Here is a 17,334-nt window from a genome sequence, read left to right as displayed (position 1 = left end):
CAAAAAAGCCAAATCTCATACTTTCGTATAAAATTCGACTCGCTAAATCCTTTGCAAATATAAAAAGTCTATTTTAATAAAAAAATATTTTCACTATTTTTTATCTTCTCCTTTGAAATATGGATGGTCTTTTAATCGCTTAGCATTGTCTTCAGCAGATACTTTAATGTAGTTTAGTGTTGTCTCAGCCTTAGAATGTCCGAGAAGATCTTGGATAAACTTAATATCTATCCCCGCGAGATACATATTAGTCGCTCCAGAACGACGAGCTGTATGTGATGTAATGAATTTATATTTCGGTGCAATTGTGCTATCCCTTTGATTTTTTCTTGTTTTGGTTAACAAGACTTCTTCATTAATTCCGGCAAGTTTACCAATCTCTTTTATTTGATCATTATGTTTTTGCCCAGATATAGGATAAGGTAGAATATTTTTCCTTCTTTTCAGAATTTCCTTAAGTAGATAATGCATTGGAATATATACTTTTTTATCCTTTTTCAATGTCCATATACCTACAATATCGTCATGAAAATTTGCATTTTCAAGCCTGGAATAGTCAGAATGACGAAGAGCTGTAAAACAACCGATCAAGAAACGATCTCGTTCTTCGTTTAGCGATTTTATAGCTCTATTGAGATTTTGTGGTCTTGAATCATATCCGTTCTCAACTAGAAGTTTCTCAGTAAATTCAATATTGTAAATTTTAGTCAGTTCATCAATTGTAAGGTATATAGAATCTGTCTGCTCTCTCTCTGTCTTAAAATCTTCTACCTCATGAGAACTAAACGAATGCAATCCTTGCTTTTTGGACTGATTCATAAATGTTTTAATATCTTTAGTTAATCCTCCAATATAATTCTTTGTATAAAACACATCTTCCTCTCCTTTTTTATAGCTTGAACCTAGCATCCAATTTCTAAACTGATTATAGAAATCAATATTTATATCAATAAACCGCAGTTTTACTTTAAATTTATTCTCGAATAATATCAACTTGTTAATAGTTGTACCATAACTCTTTTTAGTCTCTGGTTTACGAGAGCATTCTTCCATATAACGTTTTGCAAAATCGACAAAATACTGTTCTGACTCATTGTCTGAAATACCTCCAACTTCGACGTTACGTTTTCTTATTTCATCAACAATAGCATCTTTTACCATTTGTTGAGTTGGTGTAATTAACCCCCAATTATTAAATATTTTCTCAATAACATCGGCCCATTCATCAAGTCTCTTATTTATAAATGAAGCTTCAGGGTATTCGCGAACAATCCTACACCTATGTGTTGATGTATTCCAATATTTTACAAGGATTATTTCTCCAACATAAATAGGATATCGTTGTCCTTTATATCTTACAATAGCTCTTACACTACTTTTTTTCTTAGATTTATCTTTTAAGAAGTAATTAATATCCATATCTTGGGGAAACGTTAAGGGGAACGATTAAATTGTATTTATAAATAAACGAATACAAAATAAATAATATTTATTGTCTGATCTACTGTTTTTTTTAATTATTAAAAGCTAGGAAATTATTTTAGAGTGCTTTCGCCGTGCGCACTATCGCTTCTACAAGCCCATTGATTAACAATAGTTTTTCAATGGGTTTTGTATTTGTAGAAATGTTTGTTGAGACAATTCGGTAAAACCGAGATTGTAAAAAAGGGAAGGAGTATATTGAGTTGGTTTTTTCCAGATTTTCCCAGTCGGAAAGGGAGTTACTAAATCCGAATCTGAAGTATATTTTATAGGATGGTTCGGGTATTGTTATTTTAGGAAGAAGCCAGTGTAAAGCATTTTCGTATTGTTTATATTTTTTAATCTTATATCTTTTGCCTTGCCATGCTTCGTTAACTGAGAGGGGCTTAATGTCGATACGTATTAAATCTCATTTTGTCCAAAACCAAATAAGTAAGATCAAAGCAATTAAGGTTATTAAAAATAAGTTTAGCAGCTTATGTAGGTTATTATCTTGTCTCATTTTTCATTTATTTCATTTGAGTATAGTAAATACAACGAAATCGCTTTATCCTTAAAATATTAATAAATAAAACTTTAAGTAGTTGCTATTCAACTTTACATCCATGAGGTGATTGCTTGAAGTATTTGTAGAGAGTGTCAGTTCACATAAATTCATTCAATAAAAATCCTTGACTATAAAACAAAAGGTAGAGGAATGATTCTTTCACTCCTGTATTTTTTAACTATTCCTTTTTATATAATTATGAGCTTTATTTGTCTTCAATTTTGCTCTATGTCGTTGTTCAGGAGGCAAGTTACAATAAAAAAATAGGACTGCCAAATCTTAAACAAGAATACTTTTTGGAGTTAAATTAAGGAAATATAGGTACAAAAAATAAGGATATTCATCACGAATATCCTTATTAATATTTGGTATGTATCAGATTGTATTACTCTACACCTCCTCCAAGCGCCCTGTATAAATTAACAGTTGCCTGAAGCTGTTCGAGCTTATCATTTACCTGTCCAAGTTGTGCTTGCAACAGATTTTGCTCCGCGTTTAGCACCTCTGTATAATTCGCCTCTCCGGCTTTAAGCAACACTTTAGTATCATCCACTGCAGTAAAGAGAGCTTCCACTTGTTTTGCTCTATCTTCGTTTTTACGTAACGATGATTCGTAAGTATACATTATATCAGAAACTTCTTGTCCTGCTTTTAAGACTGTTTGCTCAAATGTTAACAGTGCTTCTTCCTGTTGAGCTTTAGCCACTTTATATTGTCCTCTCAACTGATTTCCTGCAAAAATAGGTTGCGTTAAGCCTCCTACTATATTAGCTAATATATTGGCTGGTTGAAAAAACTGAGACAATGTATTAGAAGCATAACCTATTGTTGACGTACCCAATGTTAATGAAGGATACAAAGATCGCTGAGCAACATTCCTCATTTCAAATGCATATCTGAATCCCATTTCAGCTTGAATTACATCAGGACGCTTCGCCAACATTTGAGCTGGTATGCCATATTGCAAATGAGAAGGAACAGGTTGATCTTTGATAGCAGTTCTATATACCGGACCTGGCTTGCGACCAACAAGAACAGAAAGAGAATTCTCCAATTTTCTTATTTGGCTCTCAAGTGTAGGCACGCTAACTTGCGTATTATACAACAACGCTTCACTCTGTTTAACACCTGCACGGTTGAGCAATCCAGCCTGCATCATGTCCGTCATAGTAGCCGTAGATTCTTTAAGCAAACCTATGGTTTCCTTTGTAATCTTCAGTTGCTCATCCAAAGCCAATAGGGAATAATAAGTAGTTGCGATATTGGCAACCAATGATGTCTGTATCAAGTTACGATAAGCATGTGTACTAACCAAATTAGCATACTGAGCTCTCGACTTACTACTAAGTTTTCCCCAAAGATCGGCTTCCCATTGTACGGCAAAACCCAATCCAAACTGAGTCCCGGTTTCATATCCTAAGACCCTCTCTTTTCCGTTTTTAATACTTCCCCGAGTGTGCGTCACCTGACCGGCTAAAGCTATAGTTGGGAAATACGCAGATTTAGCAACCACCAGACCTGCTTCAGCTTGTTGGATTCTGGTATAAGCTATTCTCAGATCAAAGTTATTAGCCAATCCTTCATCAATAAGAGCCTGAAGGGCAGGATCTGTAAAATATTCCCTCCACGGGATATTTGCAATCGTAGTAGTATCTGTGGGATTTTCTCCCCTAAACATATCTTGCGAGTCTATTTCAGGAGCTTTATAGTTACTTACTATTCCGCAGGAGGTGAATCCCATTGAGAGTATTACTCCCAACAGAACTACACCTTTTATATATTTTCTCTTCATTGTTATTGGTTTTTATTAATAAACTCATCATTAGAGTTAATCATACCCGATTTACTTATCTTATCCTGTATTGTCTGGAATATAATATATAGGGAAGGAATAACTAGTACCCCAAGCATAGTCCCAATAAACATACCCCCTACAGCACTAATACCGATCGATCTGTTACCGATAGCTCCTGCTCCTGATGCAAACATCAGTGGTAATATACCTGCAATGAAAGCAAAGGAAGTCATCAAGATCGGGCGAAGACGTGCTACAGCTCCGTTTACGGCAGCTTCCACAATACTCATACCTTGCTGACGTCGCTGTAATGCATATTCCACAATAAGGATAGCATTCTTTGCCAGCAACCCGATTAACATAATCATCGATATTTGGACGTATATGTTATTTACAATTCCTCGCGAAAGACCGAATATCATCAAGAATATAAATACTCCGGCAAGACCCACCGGCAAAGAGAATAACACGGCCAATGGTATAATATAACTTTCGTACAAGGCAGACAGCAATAAATAAACGAATATCAAACAAATGCCAAATATTAATATTGTTTGGCTTCCACTACCAGCCTCCTCTCGAGTCATACCTGAATATTCGAAAGTATACCCATCAGGGAAAATAGATTTATCTTGAGACCATTCTTCCAATAGACGTAATACGTCACCGGTACTCTTTCCATCAATTAGGTTAGGTATAACGGTCAAGTCGATAGATGAATACATATTGAATCGGCTCAATGTTGGAGGAGCTACAATATCTTCTACATGAAGAAATTCTGTAATTGGAGCCATCTCTCCGGATTTTGTCTTCACAAACAAACCACTCAGATCATCCCATTTTCTTCTATATTCAGGAGATGCTTGCAGTACCACCCTGAATTGTTTTCCATACAAGTTGAACGTTGAAGCATATGAACTACCTACATAAGCCTGCAATGATCCCATTACTTCACTAAGAGTAAGACCGGCTGCTTTTATCTTTGGCAAATCGGCAGATATCTCTTTCTGAGGGAAAGCAGGGTTAAAGTTGGTCATGGCCATAAGGACAACATCATTCCTAGCCCGCAGTTTTTGAAGGATATTTTGAGCAACATCATTAAATTTGTTGATATCACCTCCCGTACGGTCTTGCAATTGCATCTCAACCCCTGCTCCCAACCCAAAACCTTGAAGGGTTGGAGTGGCCACAAAGAAGAAGGTCGCACCCTTTATCTTGCTTGTCTTTTCTTTGAGGATTGCAGATACTTCGTTTGTTGACAATTTACGGTCATTCCAAGGTTCCATTTTCACTACTAGGGTACCGTAAGAACTGTTCATACCAGCCATAAAGTTAACCCCTGTAATGTTTGTAACACTCTTAACACCTTCTATATCATGAGCTATTTTAACAACCTCGCCAACAACAGAATCTGTTCTCTCCAAAGAAGATCCCGGAGGTAATGTTACAAAGGCAAGTACACCACCACTATCTTCATTAGGCACAAAACCTGTAGGTAACAGCTTCATCAATCCGAATAAAACAACTGACGATACGATGATTATAGCTACTGTAATCCAACGATGTCCTTTTCTTCCAAGGAAGTGAAGACTCTTCTTGTACTTTTGAGTCGCACTGTTGAAAGTCATATTAAAGTAATAATAGAAGCGTTGGATGAAACTTTTGCTCTTATGCTCCTCATCATGTGGCTTCAAAAAGAGAGCACACAAAGCCGGACTCAAAGTCAATGCATTGACCGCCGAGATAAGAATTGCAATAGAAAGAGTTAGCCCGAACTGCTTGAAGAATATACCTGAAGTTCCTCCAATAAAGCTGACCGGAATAAACACCGCCGACATTACAAGTGTAATAGATATAATGGCAGGTGCAATTTCTTTCAAAGCGGTCATCGTAGCTACTTTCGGATCTTTTTCTCCGGCATCGAGCTGCGCATGTACCGCCTCGACGACGACAATAGCATCATCCACCACAATACCGATAGCCAACACGAGAGCAAACAGTGTTAATAGATTTATAGAGAACCCAAACACCTGCAAGAAGAAGAACGTACCGATAATGGCAACAGGAACAGCTATAGCGGGAATAAGAGTAGATCTTATATCCTGCAAGAATACAAACACGACTATAAACACCAATATAAAGGCTTCAATCAACGTATGGATTACTTTCTCTATAGACGCATCCAAAAACTCACTGGAGTCCATTATATAATTAATCTTAACTCCCGAAGGCAATGTTTTTTCTGCATCATTCAATACAGCCTTAACATTCTTAATAACCTCCTGGGCATTTGATCCTGCAGTCTGGTTGATCATTATAAATACAGACTGATTCTTGTCTGTTTCTGAAACAACGCTATAACTCAACGAACCCAGCTCAACTTTAGCGATATCCTTCAATCTCAAAATTTGTCCGTCTTGAGAGCGTAATATGATATTACCAAATTCTTCTTCGGTTTTCAGTTTTCCTGTATATCTCATCGTATATTGGAACGACTGATCACTATTTTGCCCCAATTCACCCGGTGCTGCTTCTATATTTTGATCTACTAATGCTGCTGAAACCTCTTGTATAGAAATCTTATATGCAGCCATTACGTCAGGCTTTAACCAAACACGCATCGAGTAGTCCCTTGCGCCAAACACACTGGCATTACCAACACCATATACACGCTTTATCTGAGGTAAGATGTTAATGTTAGCATAATTCTGAAGGAATTGACCATCATAATCAGGGTTATTTGTGCTCAAAGTCAAACCTAATAGTGTACTATTCTGCTGTTTTGATACAATTACCCCTAGCTGAGTCACCTCTTGCGGAAGCAACGGTGTAGCACGTGCAGCTAGATTTTGTACGTTTACAGATGCAATGTCCGGATTAACACCTTGCTTAAAGAGTATCTTAATGGTAGCCGTACCATTACTGGCTGACGATGTCATATATGTCATCCCTTCCACACCGTTTATCTGTTCTTCGAGGGGAATAACCACACTATTCAATACCACATCCGCATTTGCACCCGGATAGGTAGCCTGAACCTGTACTGTCGGAGGTGCAATATCCGGATATTGTTCTATTGGCAACGTTGCCAACCCAATAATACCTAATACTACAATGATGACAGAAATAACAGTAGAAAGCACAGGTCTTTCTATAAATGTCTTTAACATTATTTCCTTATTTTATTTATTAAATAAATTATCTATTTCTTGACAATAATTCTAGCACTGTCAGACAATGTTGCAATACCGTCTACTACAACTCGGTCGTTAGGCGCAAGTCCGTTTGTAACAACGTATCTTTTGCCATCAGGCGTAGCAGCAACATCTATAAGAGTTTGAACAGCTATAGAATCACTAACAACTTTATAGATGAGCAATTTATTTTGTTTGGTCAATGTAGCTGCCTGCGGTACAACAAGAGCCTTTTCAATGTGCTTAGGAATCAAAAGATTTCCGCTGAAACCACTACGCAAAAGACCTTCAGAATTAGTAAATTCAGCTCTTAAGTTTACAGAGCCGGTAGTTACATTCACCTGACCTGATATCGTTTTAATAACTCCTTTTTCCGGATACATTGTTCCATCAGCCATTCTCAGCGATACCTTAGGCAAATTCTTTATCTTTTCAGCCTGATTTTTTCCCGGCAAGTTAGCTAACAAGGAAACAAGATCTTTTTCATTCAATGAGAAATAAGCAAACACACTTCCTATGCTCGAAACTGTAGTTAAAACATTTGAGTTATTAACCAAGCTTCCTTGACGAAAGGCGATGGTTCCAACAACTCCATCAACAGGGCTTGTCACATTTGTCCAGCCTAATGTTGCATTAGCATTTGCCAAAGTAGCCTCAGCCTGGTTCTTTGTTGCCAGAGCCACATTGTATGCATTTTGATAAGTTGCCAACTGTGTTGTACTAACAATGCCTTTGTCTGCCAATGGTTTAATTCTGTCTACATTCAGTTTCGCTGTTTGTAACTGAGCTTCGGCACTGGCAACTGCAGCCTTCGCTGTTGTTACAGCCTGGATAGCTGAAGGCGAGTTAATCTTAAACAATGCTTGCCCTTTTCTTACTACAGACCCCTCGTCTATATAAATAGCATCAATAAATCCATCTATACGCGGTCTGATCTCAATATCTTCCTGGCCTTTGATAGTAACCGGATATACAGACTCCAGCTCTACACTTTCTTCACTTAGCACGGCTGTTTTATATTCTTGCGGTGCCGTATTAGTCTGCGCAAAAGGATTGGCTCCTCCACCACAAGATGATGTTATAACCATTAGAGCCATTGCTCCAAAAACAATCTGTCTTAAATTCATACCTAATCAATATTTAATTACCTGTTGTTACTTTATTAAATCGTTCTATTTCTTGTAAAAGAATCTGTAATTGAGTTTTCAGTGCTTCACAATCAATATTCTCAAATAATAAGCTTTGCCCTTCCCTTACTTTAGCAATAGCTCTTTCGAAGAGTTCCGAGCCTGATTTGGTCACTTCCACAATTCGGGCTCTGGTATCTGTTGCACTTTCCCTCCTACTTATAAGGCCTTTCTTTTGAAGATTTCTTAATATAGTAGAAGTAGTCATAGGATCAATGCCTGTCTCTTGCGACAGAATAATTTGTGTAGCTTCAGTATTTTCTCTCGACATATGATAGATCGCTCCAAGCAACTCCAATTGTGACCCTGTTAGACCAAATTCACCTAACAGGCGGAGCTTCCCTCTCTGCCAATATTTAGAAACTTTCCAAATTAAATAACCTATATCATCATTGGAATCTTCTAACTTATTACAATTTCCCACCATTCAATAGTTTTTATATTTCGGGACAAAAGTAATAAGCACACTTATTATAAGCGCACAATGCAACCAAATTAATTTACAATATTAACGTTTTTTAAAAAATAAATAACATTCATTTACAAAAAAAATGCCTTTTCGCTATTATAATTTACGAAAAGGCGCTCCCAGTAAGAGAATACAAAATTTACTATTTTACATTTTCCTTGATATATACATCAAAAATATCACTTCCGGAAGATTCTTCAAATATTGTGAGATCAAAATATTTGACAATGCCAATAAAGTGATTTACTATTTCTGATAATATAAGTTCATATTCGGCCCATACGGTGGTATTAGTAAAGGTGTATAGTTCTATTGGTAACCCTTGAGGTCCGGGAGGCAATTGTCTTACCAGCAAAGTGAGGTTTTTATCAATCCTAGGATGGTTGCGTAAATAATATATCCCATACTGAAGAAACAAGTCACTATTTGTTATCCGATACATATTCGATAATAAGCCCTCCCGTTTAGGCATCTTCAAAAATTCCTTTTGTTTAGCTGTGATATACTCTTTTAGCCCATCAATCTCTTTATACTTCTCCAGCTCATCATCGGTTAGAAATCGTATTGTATTATGTTTTATGTTCAGTGCTCTACGAAAACGTCTTCCTCCCGAATCCTGCATTCCTCTCCAGTTTTGGAACGAGTCGGAAATCAAGGCATAAGTAGGTACGGTTGTTATTGTTTTATCAAAATTTCTGATTTTAACGGTTGTAAGATTTATCTCTTCTACATTGCCATCTGCACCATATTTGTTCATCGTAATCCAATCACCGATTTGAACCATATTATTCGTTGTAACTTGAATACTCCCGGCAAATCCCTTTATTGAATCTTGGAATAATAACATCAGAATAGCAGAAGCCGCTCCCATCGCAGCAAAAAATGTGGTAGCCGACTTGCCTGTGAGGATAGAGTAGATAACAACGGCTCCAAAAATAAACAATACGATTTGAACAACCTGAAAATAACTTTTCATAGGTTTGTTCTGGAAAGCAGGCTTTTCTTGCAAAACACCACCAAATGACCGAACAATTGACATTATAATCCAGATAACCATGAATACCATATATACATCCGTAGCTTTAAGCATCGGAGTAATCATTGTATGGAAATCATAAAATATCACGGGAATCGTCCCCCTCACAAAAGAATAGGGGCCTATCAACGCAAGATAATGCGGCAACCTGTTTTCTATTGTATAATTAATAAAAGATAGTTTTGTTATATTAACCGCTCTATGAAAAACAAAAAGCAATATCCTCCTTAATAAGTATTGCAAGCACAATACTATTATTACAACTAATGCAAATAACACAATCAGTTTGGTATATATTATCCCTTGTTCGGGAACGCCCAATCCTATCAAAAAATCTTGTATCCATAGAGCAATAGTTTTGGTTATCGAACCTGCTTCAGTCTGTATCTCCTTTGAATCCATTTCTATCATTTTATTACCTTATTTGTATTAAAATCCAATCTTCATACTTCAAAACACATAAATATATGAAATAATTCGACTTCTTCTAAAACTATTATCTCCTAAATTTTATAAAATTGCATGTTCACAACAAATATAAAAAGCCTAAATCTAACAAAAGTATATAGTATAAAAACTAAACAAACCTTAACCTTTTTTAAGGTCGAACAAGAGATAGGCAAAGAAACAAAATTCATTAAATTATCGTTAAGATTGTATTATCCTTTCTCCGCTCGATCTATAATCAGACGATCTTCTACAAATCTTTTCCGTAAGAATAAAGCAAAGACACAGATAAGATTACACAACAAATGTGAATAGAATATATCGTATCACTATTCTTATTAATCTATAAATAAACTATCTTTGCGCCTGAAAATTACTAATCGAAAAACAATATACTTATGAAACCAACCTTGTACGTACTTGCTGCCGGCATGGGAAGCCGTTATGGCGGATTGAAACAACTTGACGGTCTTGGTCCCAATGGCGAAACCATTATGGACTATTCGATCTACGATGCTCTTAGAGCTGGATTTGGAAAGATAGTTTTTGTTATCAGAAAATCATTTGATAAAGAATTTCGTGAAAAGATTATATCCAAATACGAAAAGCATATACCGGTAGAAGTAGTATATCAGGAATTAGACAACCTACCTGAGGGTTTTACACTACATCCCGACAGACAAAAGCCTTGGGGTACAAATCATGCTGTGATGATGGCTAAGGAGGTTATACACGAACCTTTTGCTGTAATCAACGCTGATGACTTCTATGGACGCGAAAGCTATGAAATACTAGCAAAACAATTAATAGCAATGAACGGAACTGAAAACCATTATTGCATGGTTGGATACCGATTAAGCAATACCTTGTCGGAAAGTGGTGCTGTAGCTAGAGGTGTTTGCGAAACAGATAACAATCATTTTCTGTCGAGCATCGTAGAACGTACCCACATCGAGCGCAAAGACGGTGTTATTCAGTACAAAGATGCAGAAAACTATTGGTTCGAATTACCTGAAAATGCTCCCGTTTCGATGAATATGTGGGGCTTCACTCCCGACTATTTCGAACATTCTGACAAGTACTTTGTTAAGTTCTTAGAAGCAAATGAAGGAAACCACAAAGCAGAGTACTTTATCCCGCTGTTAGTAGATCATTTGATTTTGAACAAAACAGCAGACGTTAAGGTATTGGATACTCCATCCAAGTGGTTTGGTGTGACATATGCTGAAGATAGAGATGGAGTAGTAGAAAAGCTTCAAAAGTTAGTAGTAAAAGGTGAATATCCGACTCCTTTATGGAAATAAACCTAAAAGGTTATTTTATACTATTTTGAAATCTTTTATCACTATTTTTTGTTACTTTTGCATAGTAATCTATAGGTGACAACACGAATTAACGAGATTTGTACACCTTGGATAGCAAAAAGGCATGAATTTCAATAAATATACATTATATAATAATAAATTTAACAACAATGGTAAGTTATAAAGACCTAGGATTAGTAAACACTAAAGAGATGTTTGCAAAAGCTGTAAAAGGAGGATATGCTATCCCTGCTTTCAATGTAAACAACATGGAACAATTGCAGGCTATCGTTCAGGCTGCTGCTGAAACAAAATCTCCGGTAATTGTTCAAGCATCAAAAGGTGCTCGTCAATATGCTAACCCTATTTTATTACGTTATATGCTACAGGGTGCTGTAGAATATGCTAAAAGTCTAGGTTGGGAAAAACCACAAATCGTGCTTCACTTAGACCACGGTGATACTTTCGATACATGTAAAGACTGTATCGATTCAGGATTCTCTTCTGTAATGATCGACGGTTCTCACCTTCCATACGAAGAAAACATTGCTCTAACCAAGAAAGTTGTAGAATACGCACATCAGTTTGGTGTAACAGTTGAAGGCGAACTTGGAGTATTAGCAGGTGTAGAAGACGAAGTTGTTGCAGAACACCATACTTATACAAGACCTGAAGAAGTAGTAGACTTTGCTACAAGAACAGGTTGCGACTCTTTGGCTATCTCTATCGGTACTTCTCACGGAGCAAACAAATTTACTCCTGAACAATGTACAAGAGATGAGAACGGTCATTTAGTTCCACCTCCATTGCGTTTCGATATACTTGAAGCTATCGAAAAAGAACTTCCTGGATTCCCTATCGTTCTTCACGGAGCGTCTTCAGTTCCTCAAGAAGAAGTAGCAACTATCAACAAATATGGTGGTGCACTTAAAGATGCAATCGGTATCCCAGAAGAACAACTTCGTAGAGCTGCAAAATCAGCTGTTTGCAAAATCAATATCGACTCTGACAGCCGTCTAGCTTTGACTGCTGCTGTTCGTGAAGTATTTGCTACTAAACCTGCTGAGTTTGACCCACGTAAATATCTTGGACCAGCTCGCGACAATATGAAAAAACTATACAAACACAAAATTGAAGCTGTGTTAGGTAGTGCAGGAAAAGCTGAATAAAAAGACTTTTATATAATATGAAAAGGGGGTTACTGATTGGTAGCTCCTTTTTTATTTTATGTTTTTTTAATCACAAACATCAAATAGTCTAAATAAATAGACGTATATTTATAGCCTATATAATTTTTTATATCATGCAACTAACGAAAGCCGAAGAACAAATAATGCAGATCCTTTGGACAATGGAAGAAGGTACTGTTCAGGATATATTAAAAAAGTTTGACGAAAACAAACCTGCACGTACTACCATCGCTACAATACTCAGCATTCTCGAAAATAAAAACTTTGTAGAACACCGTAGCGAAGGTCGCTCAAATATCTATAAAGCACTTGTAACAAAAGAAGATTATTCTAAAAAGCAATTGTTTGGCTTCGTTAAGAACTATTTCAACGGTTCTTTTTCCTCCATGGTTTCATTCTTTGCTAAAGAAACCAACCTCAGTATAGAAGAGATGGATAACCTCCTGAAAGAAACACGTGAAACTCTCGAAGAAAAAGATACTAACACTGAATAACGATGGAAGCTTTTCTTTTATATATTGTCAAATCGGGTATATGCCTAAGCATATTCCTCATCGTATATATTATCTTCCTCCGCCCTACTACCTTCTATAGATTCAATAGAATATTCTTAGTATCGGGCCTTATAATGTCATTCATAATACCGGCTGTCCGTTATACTTACGATGTATTCGTTCCTGCAGTAATGACAGTTGAAAGAACAATATCAGAAACAACCTATACCGTTCAATCACAATCGCCGGATATATGGACAATCCTCTTTATCGTATATCTGATGGGTATCTTCACTATATCGGGTCGGAATGTTATGGCATACAGAAAGCTTCGCTTGCTTGTAAAAAATGGTACACATGTGAAAAAAGACAATATTAATATAATAGAAAGTAAACAGATCAAATCGCCATTCTCTATATTAAACTATGTATTGTTAAATACTCAGAGCCTTTCCAATACAGAAAAAGAGCTAATTCTACAGCATGAAATCATGCATATCAATCAGAGACATTGGTTAGACCTCCTGTGCAGCGAGTGTATATTGCTTATACAATGGTTCAATCCTTTATCTTGGTTCTATGTACATCTACTAAAGGAAAACCACGAGTTTCTGGCCGATAAAGCAGTCATAGAATCGGGTATTTCTCCGGCAATATATCAGGCAGTACTTATCAACCAACGATTTCAGGGGCAGGTATTTTCTTTTACCAGCTCATTCAACGATCACAAACCGATCAACCGGCTAAATATGCTACGTAAAGAAAAAAGCTCGCCTTGGAAACGAATCTCTGCCCTTACTATTGTTCCTGTATTCGGAGTATTTATATGGCTTTCGGCTGTGCCCAATTACATCGTACAACCGATAGAAAATGCAATGATACCGATAAAGAAAGAGGGAAACCCTGACAAGCCTGAGATCCTTGTATTAAGAGCTAAGGACAGTATAAAAGTAGAATTGAAAGAAAAAGTCACCTTTACCAATGCCGAAGAGCTAGAACCTCTATATATTATAGATGGGATAAAGTCGCAAGATGGTATAAAAGATCTTAGCCCTGATGAGATAGAAAGCATATCTGTATTAAAAGACAAAACAGCAACAGACCACTTTGGTAATGATGCCAGAGGAGGTGCTATATTAATAAGCACAAAGAAAAAGCACAACACTCATATATCCGACTCTCTTGTTGTAACAAACAATAATTTGGAAAACAAAAAGGGTACTATATTGATTTTGCCATCAACAAAGAAAAGCGAAAAATCAAATAATTTGCCGGATCAACTATTAATACTAATAGATGGAAAAGAATCTTCGAAAAAAGATATGGACTCACTCGATCCAAACAACATAGAATCAGTGGAAGTACTTAAAAATAAGGATGCTGCTTCGGCGTATGGGAATAAGGATGTTATAAAAATAACATTGAAGAAGTAGTAGCCGAATAACCAGTCTACTTTTCCATCCACTTGGGATTATGCTTTCTTATCTCACAAAATATCGGACAGTCTTCATCATGAGCTCCCGGTAAATAACCCGTACTCATCAGAAATTCATTTACAATTTCTCCTCCTGTAAATTTAAATGTCTTCTTGAAAAGCTTCACCCACTCTTCTTTTGTTTTGGGGTGATGCAAATCTAACCAACCTTTGAAAGAGCCGAACTCTTTTTGCAACAGTAGAATCACATTCGCATTGTGTATAGCCGCATCTATTTTCAGTCGGTTTCTTATTATACCTGCATCATTGAGCAATCGGGTTCGCTCTTCATCACCATAGCTTGCCACGGTACTGATATCAAAGTTATTATAAGCATTCCTGAAGCCGGATTGCTTATTTAATATTGTTTCCCAACTTAGCCCTGCTTGATTGATTTCAAGCACCAAACGCTCGAAAAGCTCATTGTCATCCTCAATAGGAAAACCATAATGGTTGTCATGATACGTCCTATGCTGATCTTTTTCTCGGTGAGCAAGCCCTTTTATATAATCACAATAGCTCATTTTATTTCTTTCTATATTTCAACAAAAGTTCAGAATTGCTTATTCAGGCTACAAAATAAGGATTTTCTTTGTTAATCTGTTGCGCTAGTATTAAATATCGAAATTTCGGTTCTCCAAATATATAAAAGTGACATATCTTTAAAAACACAAACACCTAACTATATATAAGTTATAGGAAAAAAAGTAACAAAAGTAACACTTTTCAGGATGTTTTCTCCTGTTACCTTTTAATGTATCATCATACGCTCTAATGTACGAATCATAATATGTCAAAGACCCTTTATAATAGACAATTTTAGCATTAAAAAATAAAGATGCTATATTTGCAATACAACTCAAGTAATTAGTAAAAATTAATGTTGTATTGTAAAAAAACTCTGTGTTACTCTTTTTACTCTGTGGTAAAAAAAATAGATGAGAGCGAATGCGACAAGAATTCCTTTTTTAGAATTTAATGCTTAAATAGAGATGGTAGAAATAAAACAAATAAAAGAAGTAACACCGGATACAGTATCAGCCTTCTCCCGACTGATGCCACAACTTGCTCCGCATTTAAAAGCTCCTCAGATGGAGGACTTAAGCCATATCGTTAATGATAAAAACAAATATATTTTTATCGCTTCCAATCCTCAGATAGTGGGAACAATCACCTTAGTAATCGTAAAGATACCATCGGGAACAAGAGCCTGGATAGAAGATGTTATTGTAGACCAAGATGCCAGAGGGCAATCTATTGGCGAAAAGATGCTATTGCACGTTATCGAATTTGCTAAAAAGCTGAATGTAGCAAGTATCAATCTCACTTCGAGCCCAAGCCGCATAGCAGCCAACAAGCTGTACCAGAAATTAGGATTCAATCTCCGTGAAACAAATGTTTACAGAATAGATGTAGATTAAAAGACAGTCGGTAATTACATATTTAAAATTTCACAATTAAAAGTAAAATAAACTTGTCTTTTAGTAAAGCATTCTTTACATTTGAGTATTGATAATTCTATAATTTAATATTATTATGAAAACAAGATTTTTATTTCCGCACAAATGTAAGATAATTGGTCTATGTATTCTGCTGATGGGTATTTTAGTTGGATTTGTCTTTAATAATTATCTGGATAATTACTTAATAGTTGATTTAAGTTGGCTATTGGGAAGGTCTGGTTTCAATAAAGGCGAAGTAAATATAACTTTTACTCTTACTTGTTCATTATTAATCATCGGGGGAGTAATACTTGCATTTTCTAAGGAGAAAGTAGAAGATGAATATATAGCAAACCTTAGGCTAAGTTCACTCCTCTGGGCTGTTTTCATTAACTATTTATTATTGTTTATTGCTGTTTTTACTGTTTATGGTCTGAACTTTTTGAATGTATTGATTTATAACATGTTTACAACTCTTATAATTTTCATAATACGATTTAATTTTTTGTTATATAAATCTTCAAAAAAGAAGAGTCGTGAAGAATAATATAAAAATAGAACGGGCAATTAATAATTTGACTCAGGAAGAGCTGGCTAAGATAATTTCTGTTAGTCGTCAAACAATTAATGCTATTGAGGCTAATAAATATGTTCCGTCAACAGTACTAGCTCTGAAGATTGCAAAGGTATTTGGGAAACCAATAGAAGAAATCTTCTTTTTAGAGGAAACAGACTAAGTAACTATTTAAATTTTATTCATTCAGATTTTTGGAGTAGCTTTCGATATGTTTTTCCTTTCACGAAGTGATAATAGCGGGCTATGTGATCTAAACTAAGGAAAGAGCATATAAAAGACAACCATAATAAAGTGTTTAGCTAAAACTTAAACAGGTTATTATATCTTTATATATATATGTTTCTTATACAAAACATTACCTACCAGCCATGCGACAAAAACAAAAATTAGTGCAAAAAGCAAGGATCCAAAATAATCGCCAAATACTGGTTGCAACAGATCGTTATATAAATAAGATTTCGGATTAGTCGTTGCCTCATTGCTGCTGAAATGTATTCCGTCTGCAAGAGTCGCCATAATGCCCGCTAGGACATATATAAACAAAGGATTCACCCCAAATGATTCGAAAAAGACCGACCACTTCTTATACCCCTTCACATCGATGATCCATATAAGCAGCGATAAGAAGGTAGCACCTAATCCACATGTAGTCAGAACAAATGTCGGAGACCAGATCTTCTTATTTATAGGACAGCC

At 36.0% G+C, this 17,334-nt stretch carries 13 protein-coding genes and 1 pseudogene; 6 read left to right on the top strand and 8 right to left on the bottom strand.

The window, feature by feature from the left end; translation table 11 throughout:
* Positions 1-93: 93 nt before the first annotated feature.
* From B3P17_RS06090 to B3P17_RS06065, 6 genes are all read right to left on the bottom strand, one after another.
* Positions 94-1,419: a site-specific integrase gene (locus B3P17_RS06090; RefSeq protein ID WP_291104356.1), complete on the bottom strand. Its 1,326-nt coding sequence runs from the start codon at positions 1,417-1,419 to the stop codon at positions 94-96.
* Between the two features lie 995 nt (positions 1,420-2,414).
* Positions 2,415-3,821: an efflux transporter outer membrane subunit gene (locus B3P17_RS06085; RefSeq protein ID WP_252636728.1), complete on the bottom strand. Its 1,407-nt coding sequence runs from the start codon at positions 3,819-3,821 to the stop codon at positions 2,415-2,417.
* 2 nt (positions 3,822-3,823) lie between these two features.
* The gene (locus tag B3P17_RS06080; protein WP_291104354.1) at positions 3,824-6,994 is read right to left on the bottom strand and encodes an efflux RND transporter permease subunit; all 3,171 of its coding nucleotides are present in this window, start codon (positions 6,992-6,994) and stop codon (positions 3,824-3,826) included.
* A gap of 32 nt (positions 6,995-7,026) precedes the next feature.
* Complete coding sequence (locus B3P17_RS06075; RefSeq protein WP_252636730.1) at positions 7,027-8,145, bottom strand: efflux RND transporter periplasmic adaptor subunit; 1,119 nt, start codon at positions 8,143-8,145, stop codon at positions 7,027-7,029.
* 13 nt (positions 8,146-8,158) lie between these two features.
* Positions 8,159-8,632, bottom strand: a complete 474-nt coding sequence (locus tag B3P17_RS06070) for a MarR family winged helix-turn-helix transcriptional regulator (RefSeq protein ID WP_135105064.1) — start codon at positions 8,630-8,632, stop codon at positions 8,159-8,161.
* 184 nt (positions 8,633-8,816) lie between these two features.
* Positions 8,817-10,112, bottom strand: a complete 1,296-nt coding sequence (locus B3P17_RS06065) for a mechanosensitive ion channel family protein (RefSeq protein ID WP_252636731.1) — start codon at positions 10,110-10,112, stop codon at positions 8,817-8,819.
* 443 nt (positions 10,113-10,555) lie between these two features.
* On the opposite strand from B3P17_RS06065, the gene B3P17_RS06060 reads away from it, so the two are divergent.
* From B3P17_RS06060 to B3P17_RS06045, 4 genes are all read left to right on the top strand, one after another.
* Positions 10,556-11,461: a sugar phosphate nucleotidyltransferase gene (locus B3P17_RS06060; protein WP_252636732.1), complete on the top strand. Its 906-nt coding sequence runs from the start codon at positions 10,556-10,558 to the stop codon at positions 11,459-11,461.
* Positions 11,462-11,631: 170 nt separating this feature from the next.
* The gene (locus tag B3P17_RS06055; RefSeq protein WP_252636733.1) at positions 11,632-12,630 is read left to right on the top strand and encodes a class II fructose-bisphosphate aldolase; all 999 of its coding nucleotides are present in this window, start codon (positions 11,632-11,634) and stop codon (positions 12,628-12,630) included.
* 134 nt (positions 12,631-12,764) lie between these two features.
* On the top strand, positions 12,765-13,145 hold the full coding sequence (locus tag B3P17_RS06050) for a BlaI/MecI/CopY family transcriptional regulator (RefSeq protein WP_252636734.1): 381 nt from the start codon (positions 12,765-12,767) through the stop codon (positions 13,143-13,145).
* 2 nt (positions 13,146-13,147) lie between these two features.
* A complete protein-coding gene (locus B3P17_RS06045; RefSeq protein WP_291104349.1) occupies positions 13,148-14,578 on the top strand; it encodes a M56 family metallopeptidase in 1,431 nt (476 codons plus the stop codon).
* 16 nt (positions 14,579-14,594) lie between these two features.
* Here the strand turns inward: B3P17_RS06045 and B3P17_RS06040 are convergent, their stop codons facing one another.
* A complete protein-coding gene (locus tag B3P17_RS06040) occupies positions 14,595-15,143 on the bottom strand; it encodes a DNA-3-methyladenine glycosylase I (protein WP_252636736.1) in 549 nt (182 codons plus the stop codon).
* 468 nt (positions 15,144-15,611) lie between these two features.
* On the opposite strand from B3P17_RS06040, the gene B3P17_RS06035 reads away from it, so the two are divergent.
* Positions 15,612-16,040 (top strand): GNAT family N-acetyltransferase, encoded by a 429-nt coding sequence (locus B3P17_RS06035; RefSeq protein WP_252636737.1) that lies wholly within the window; start codon positions 15,612-15,614, stop codon positions 16,038-16,040.
* A gap of 557 nt (positions 16,041-16,597) precedes the next feature.
* On the top strand, positions 16,598-16,798 hold the full coding sequence (locus B3P17_RS06030; RefSeq protein ID WP_252636738.1) for a helix-turn-helix transcriptional regulator: 201 nt from the start codon (positions 16,598-16,600) through the stop codon (positions 16,796-16,798).
* Positions 16,799-16,956: 158 nt separating this feature from the next.
* On the opposite strand, the pseudogene B3P17_RS06025 reads toward B3P17_RS06030, so the two are convergent.
* Positions 16,957-17,334: pseudogene (locus B3P17_RS06025) on the bottom strand (DUF5009 domain-containing protein); the annotation flags it as partial.

Origin of the sequence: Dysgonomonas sp. UBA7630 (genome assembly GCF_002483985.1) — a bacterium.
Taxonomy (GTDB): domain Bacteria; phylum Bacteroidota; class Bacteroidia; order Bacteroidales; family Dysgonomonadaceae; genus Dysgonomonas.
This window is presented reverse-complemented; position numbering and strand designations above follow the sequence as displayed.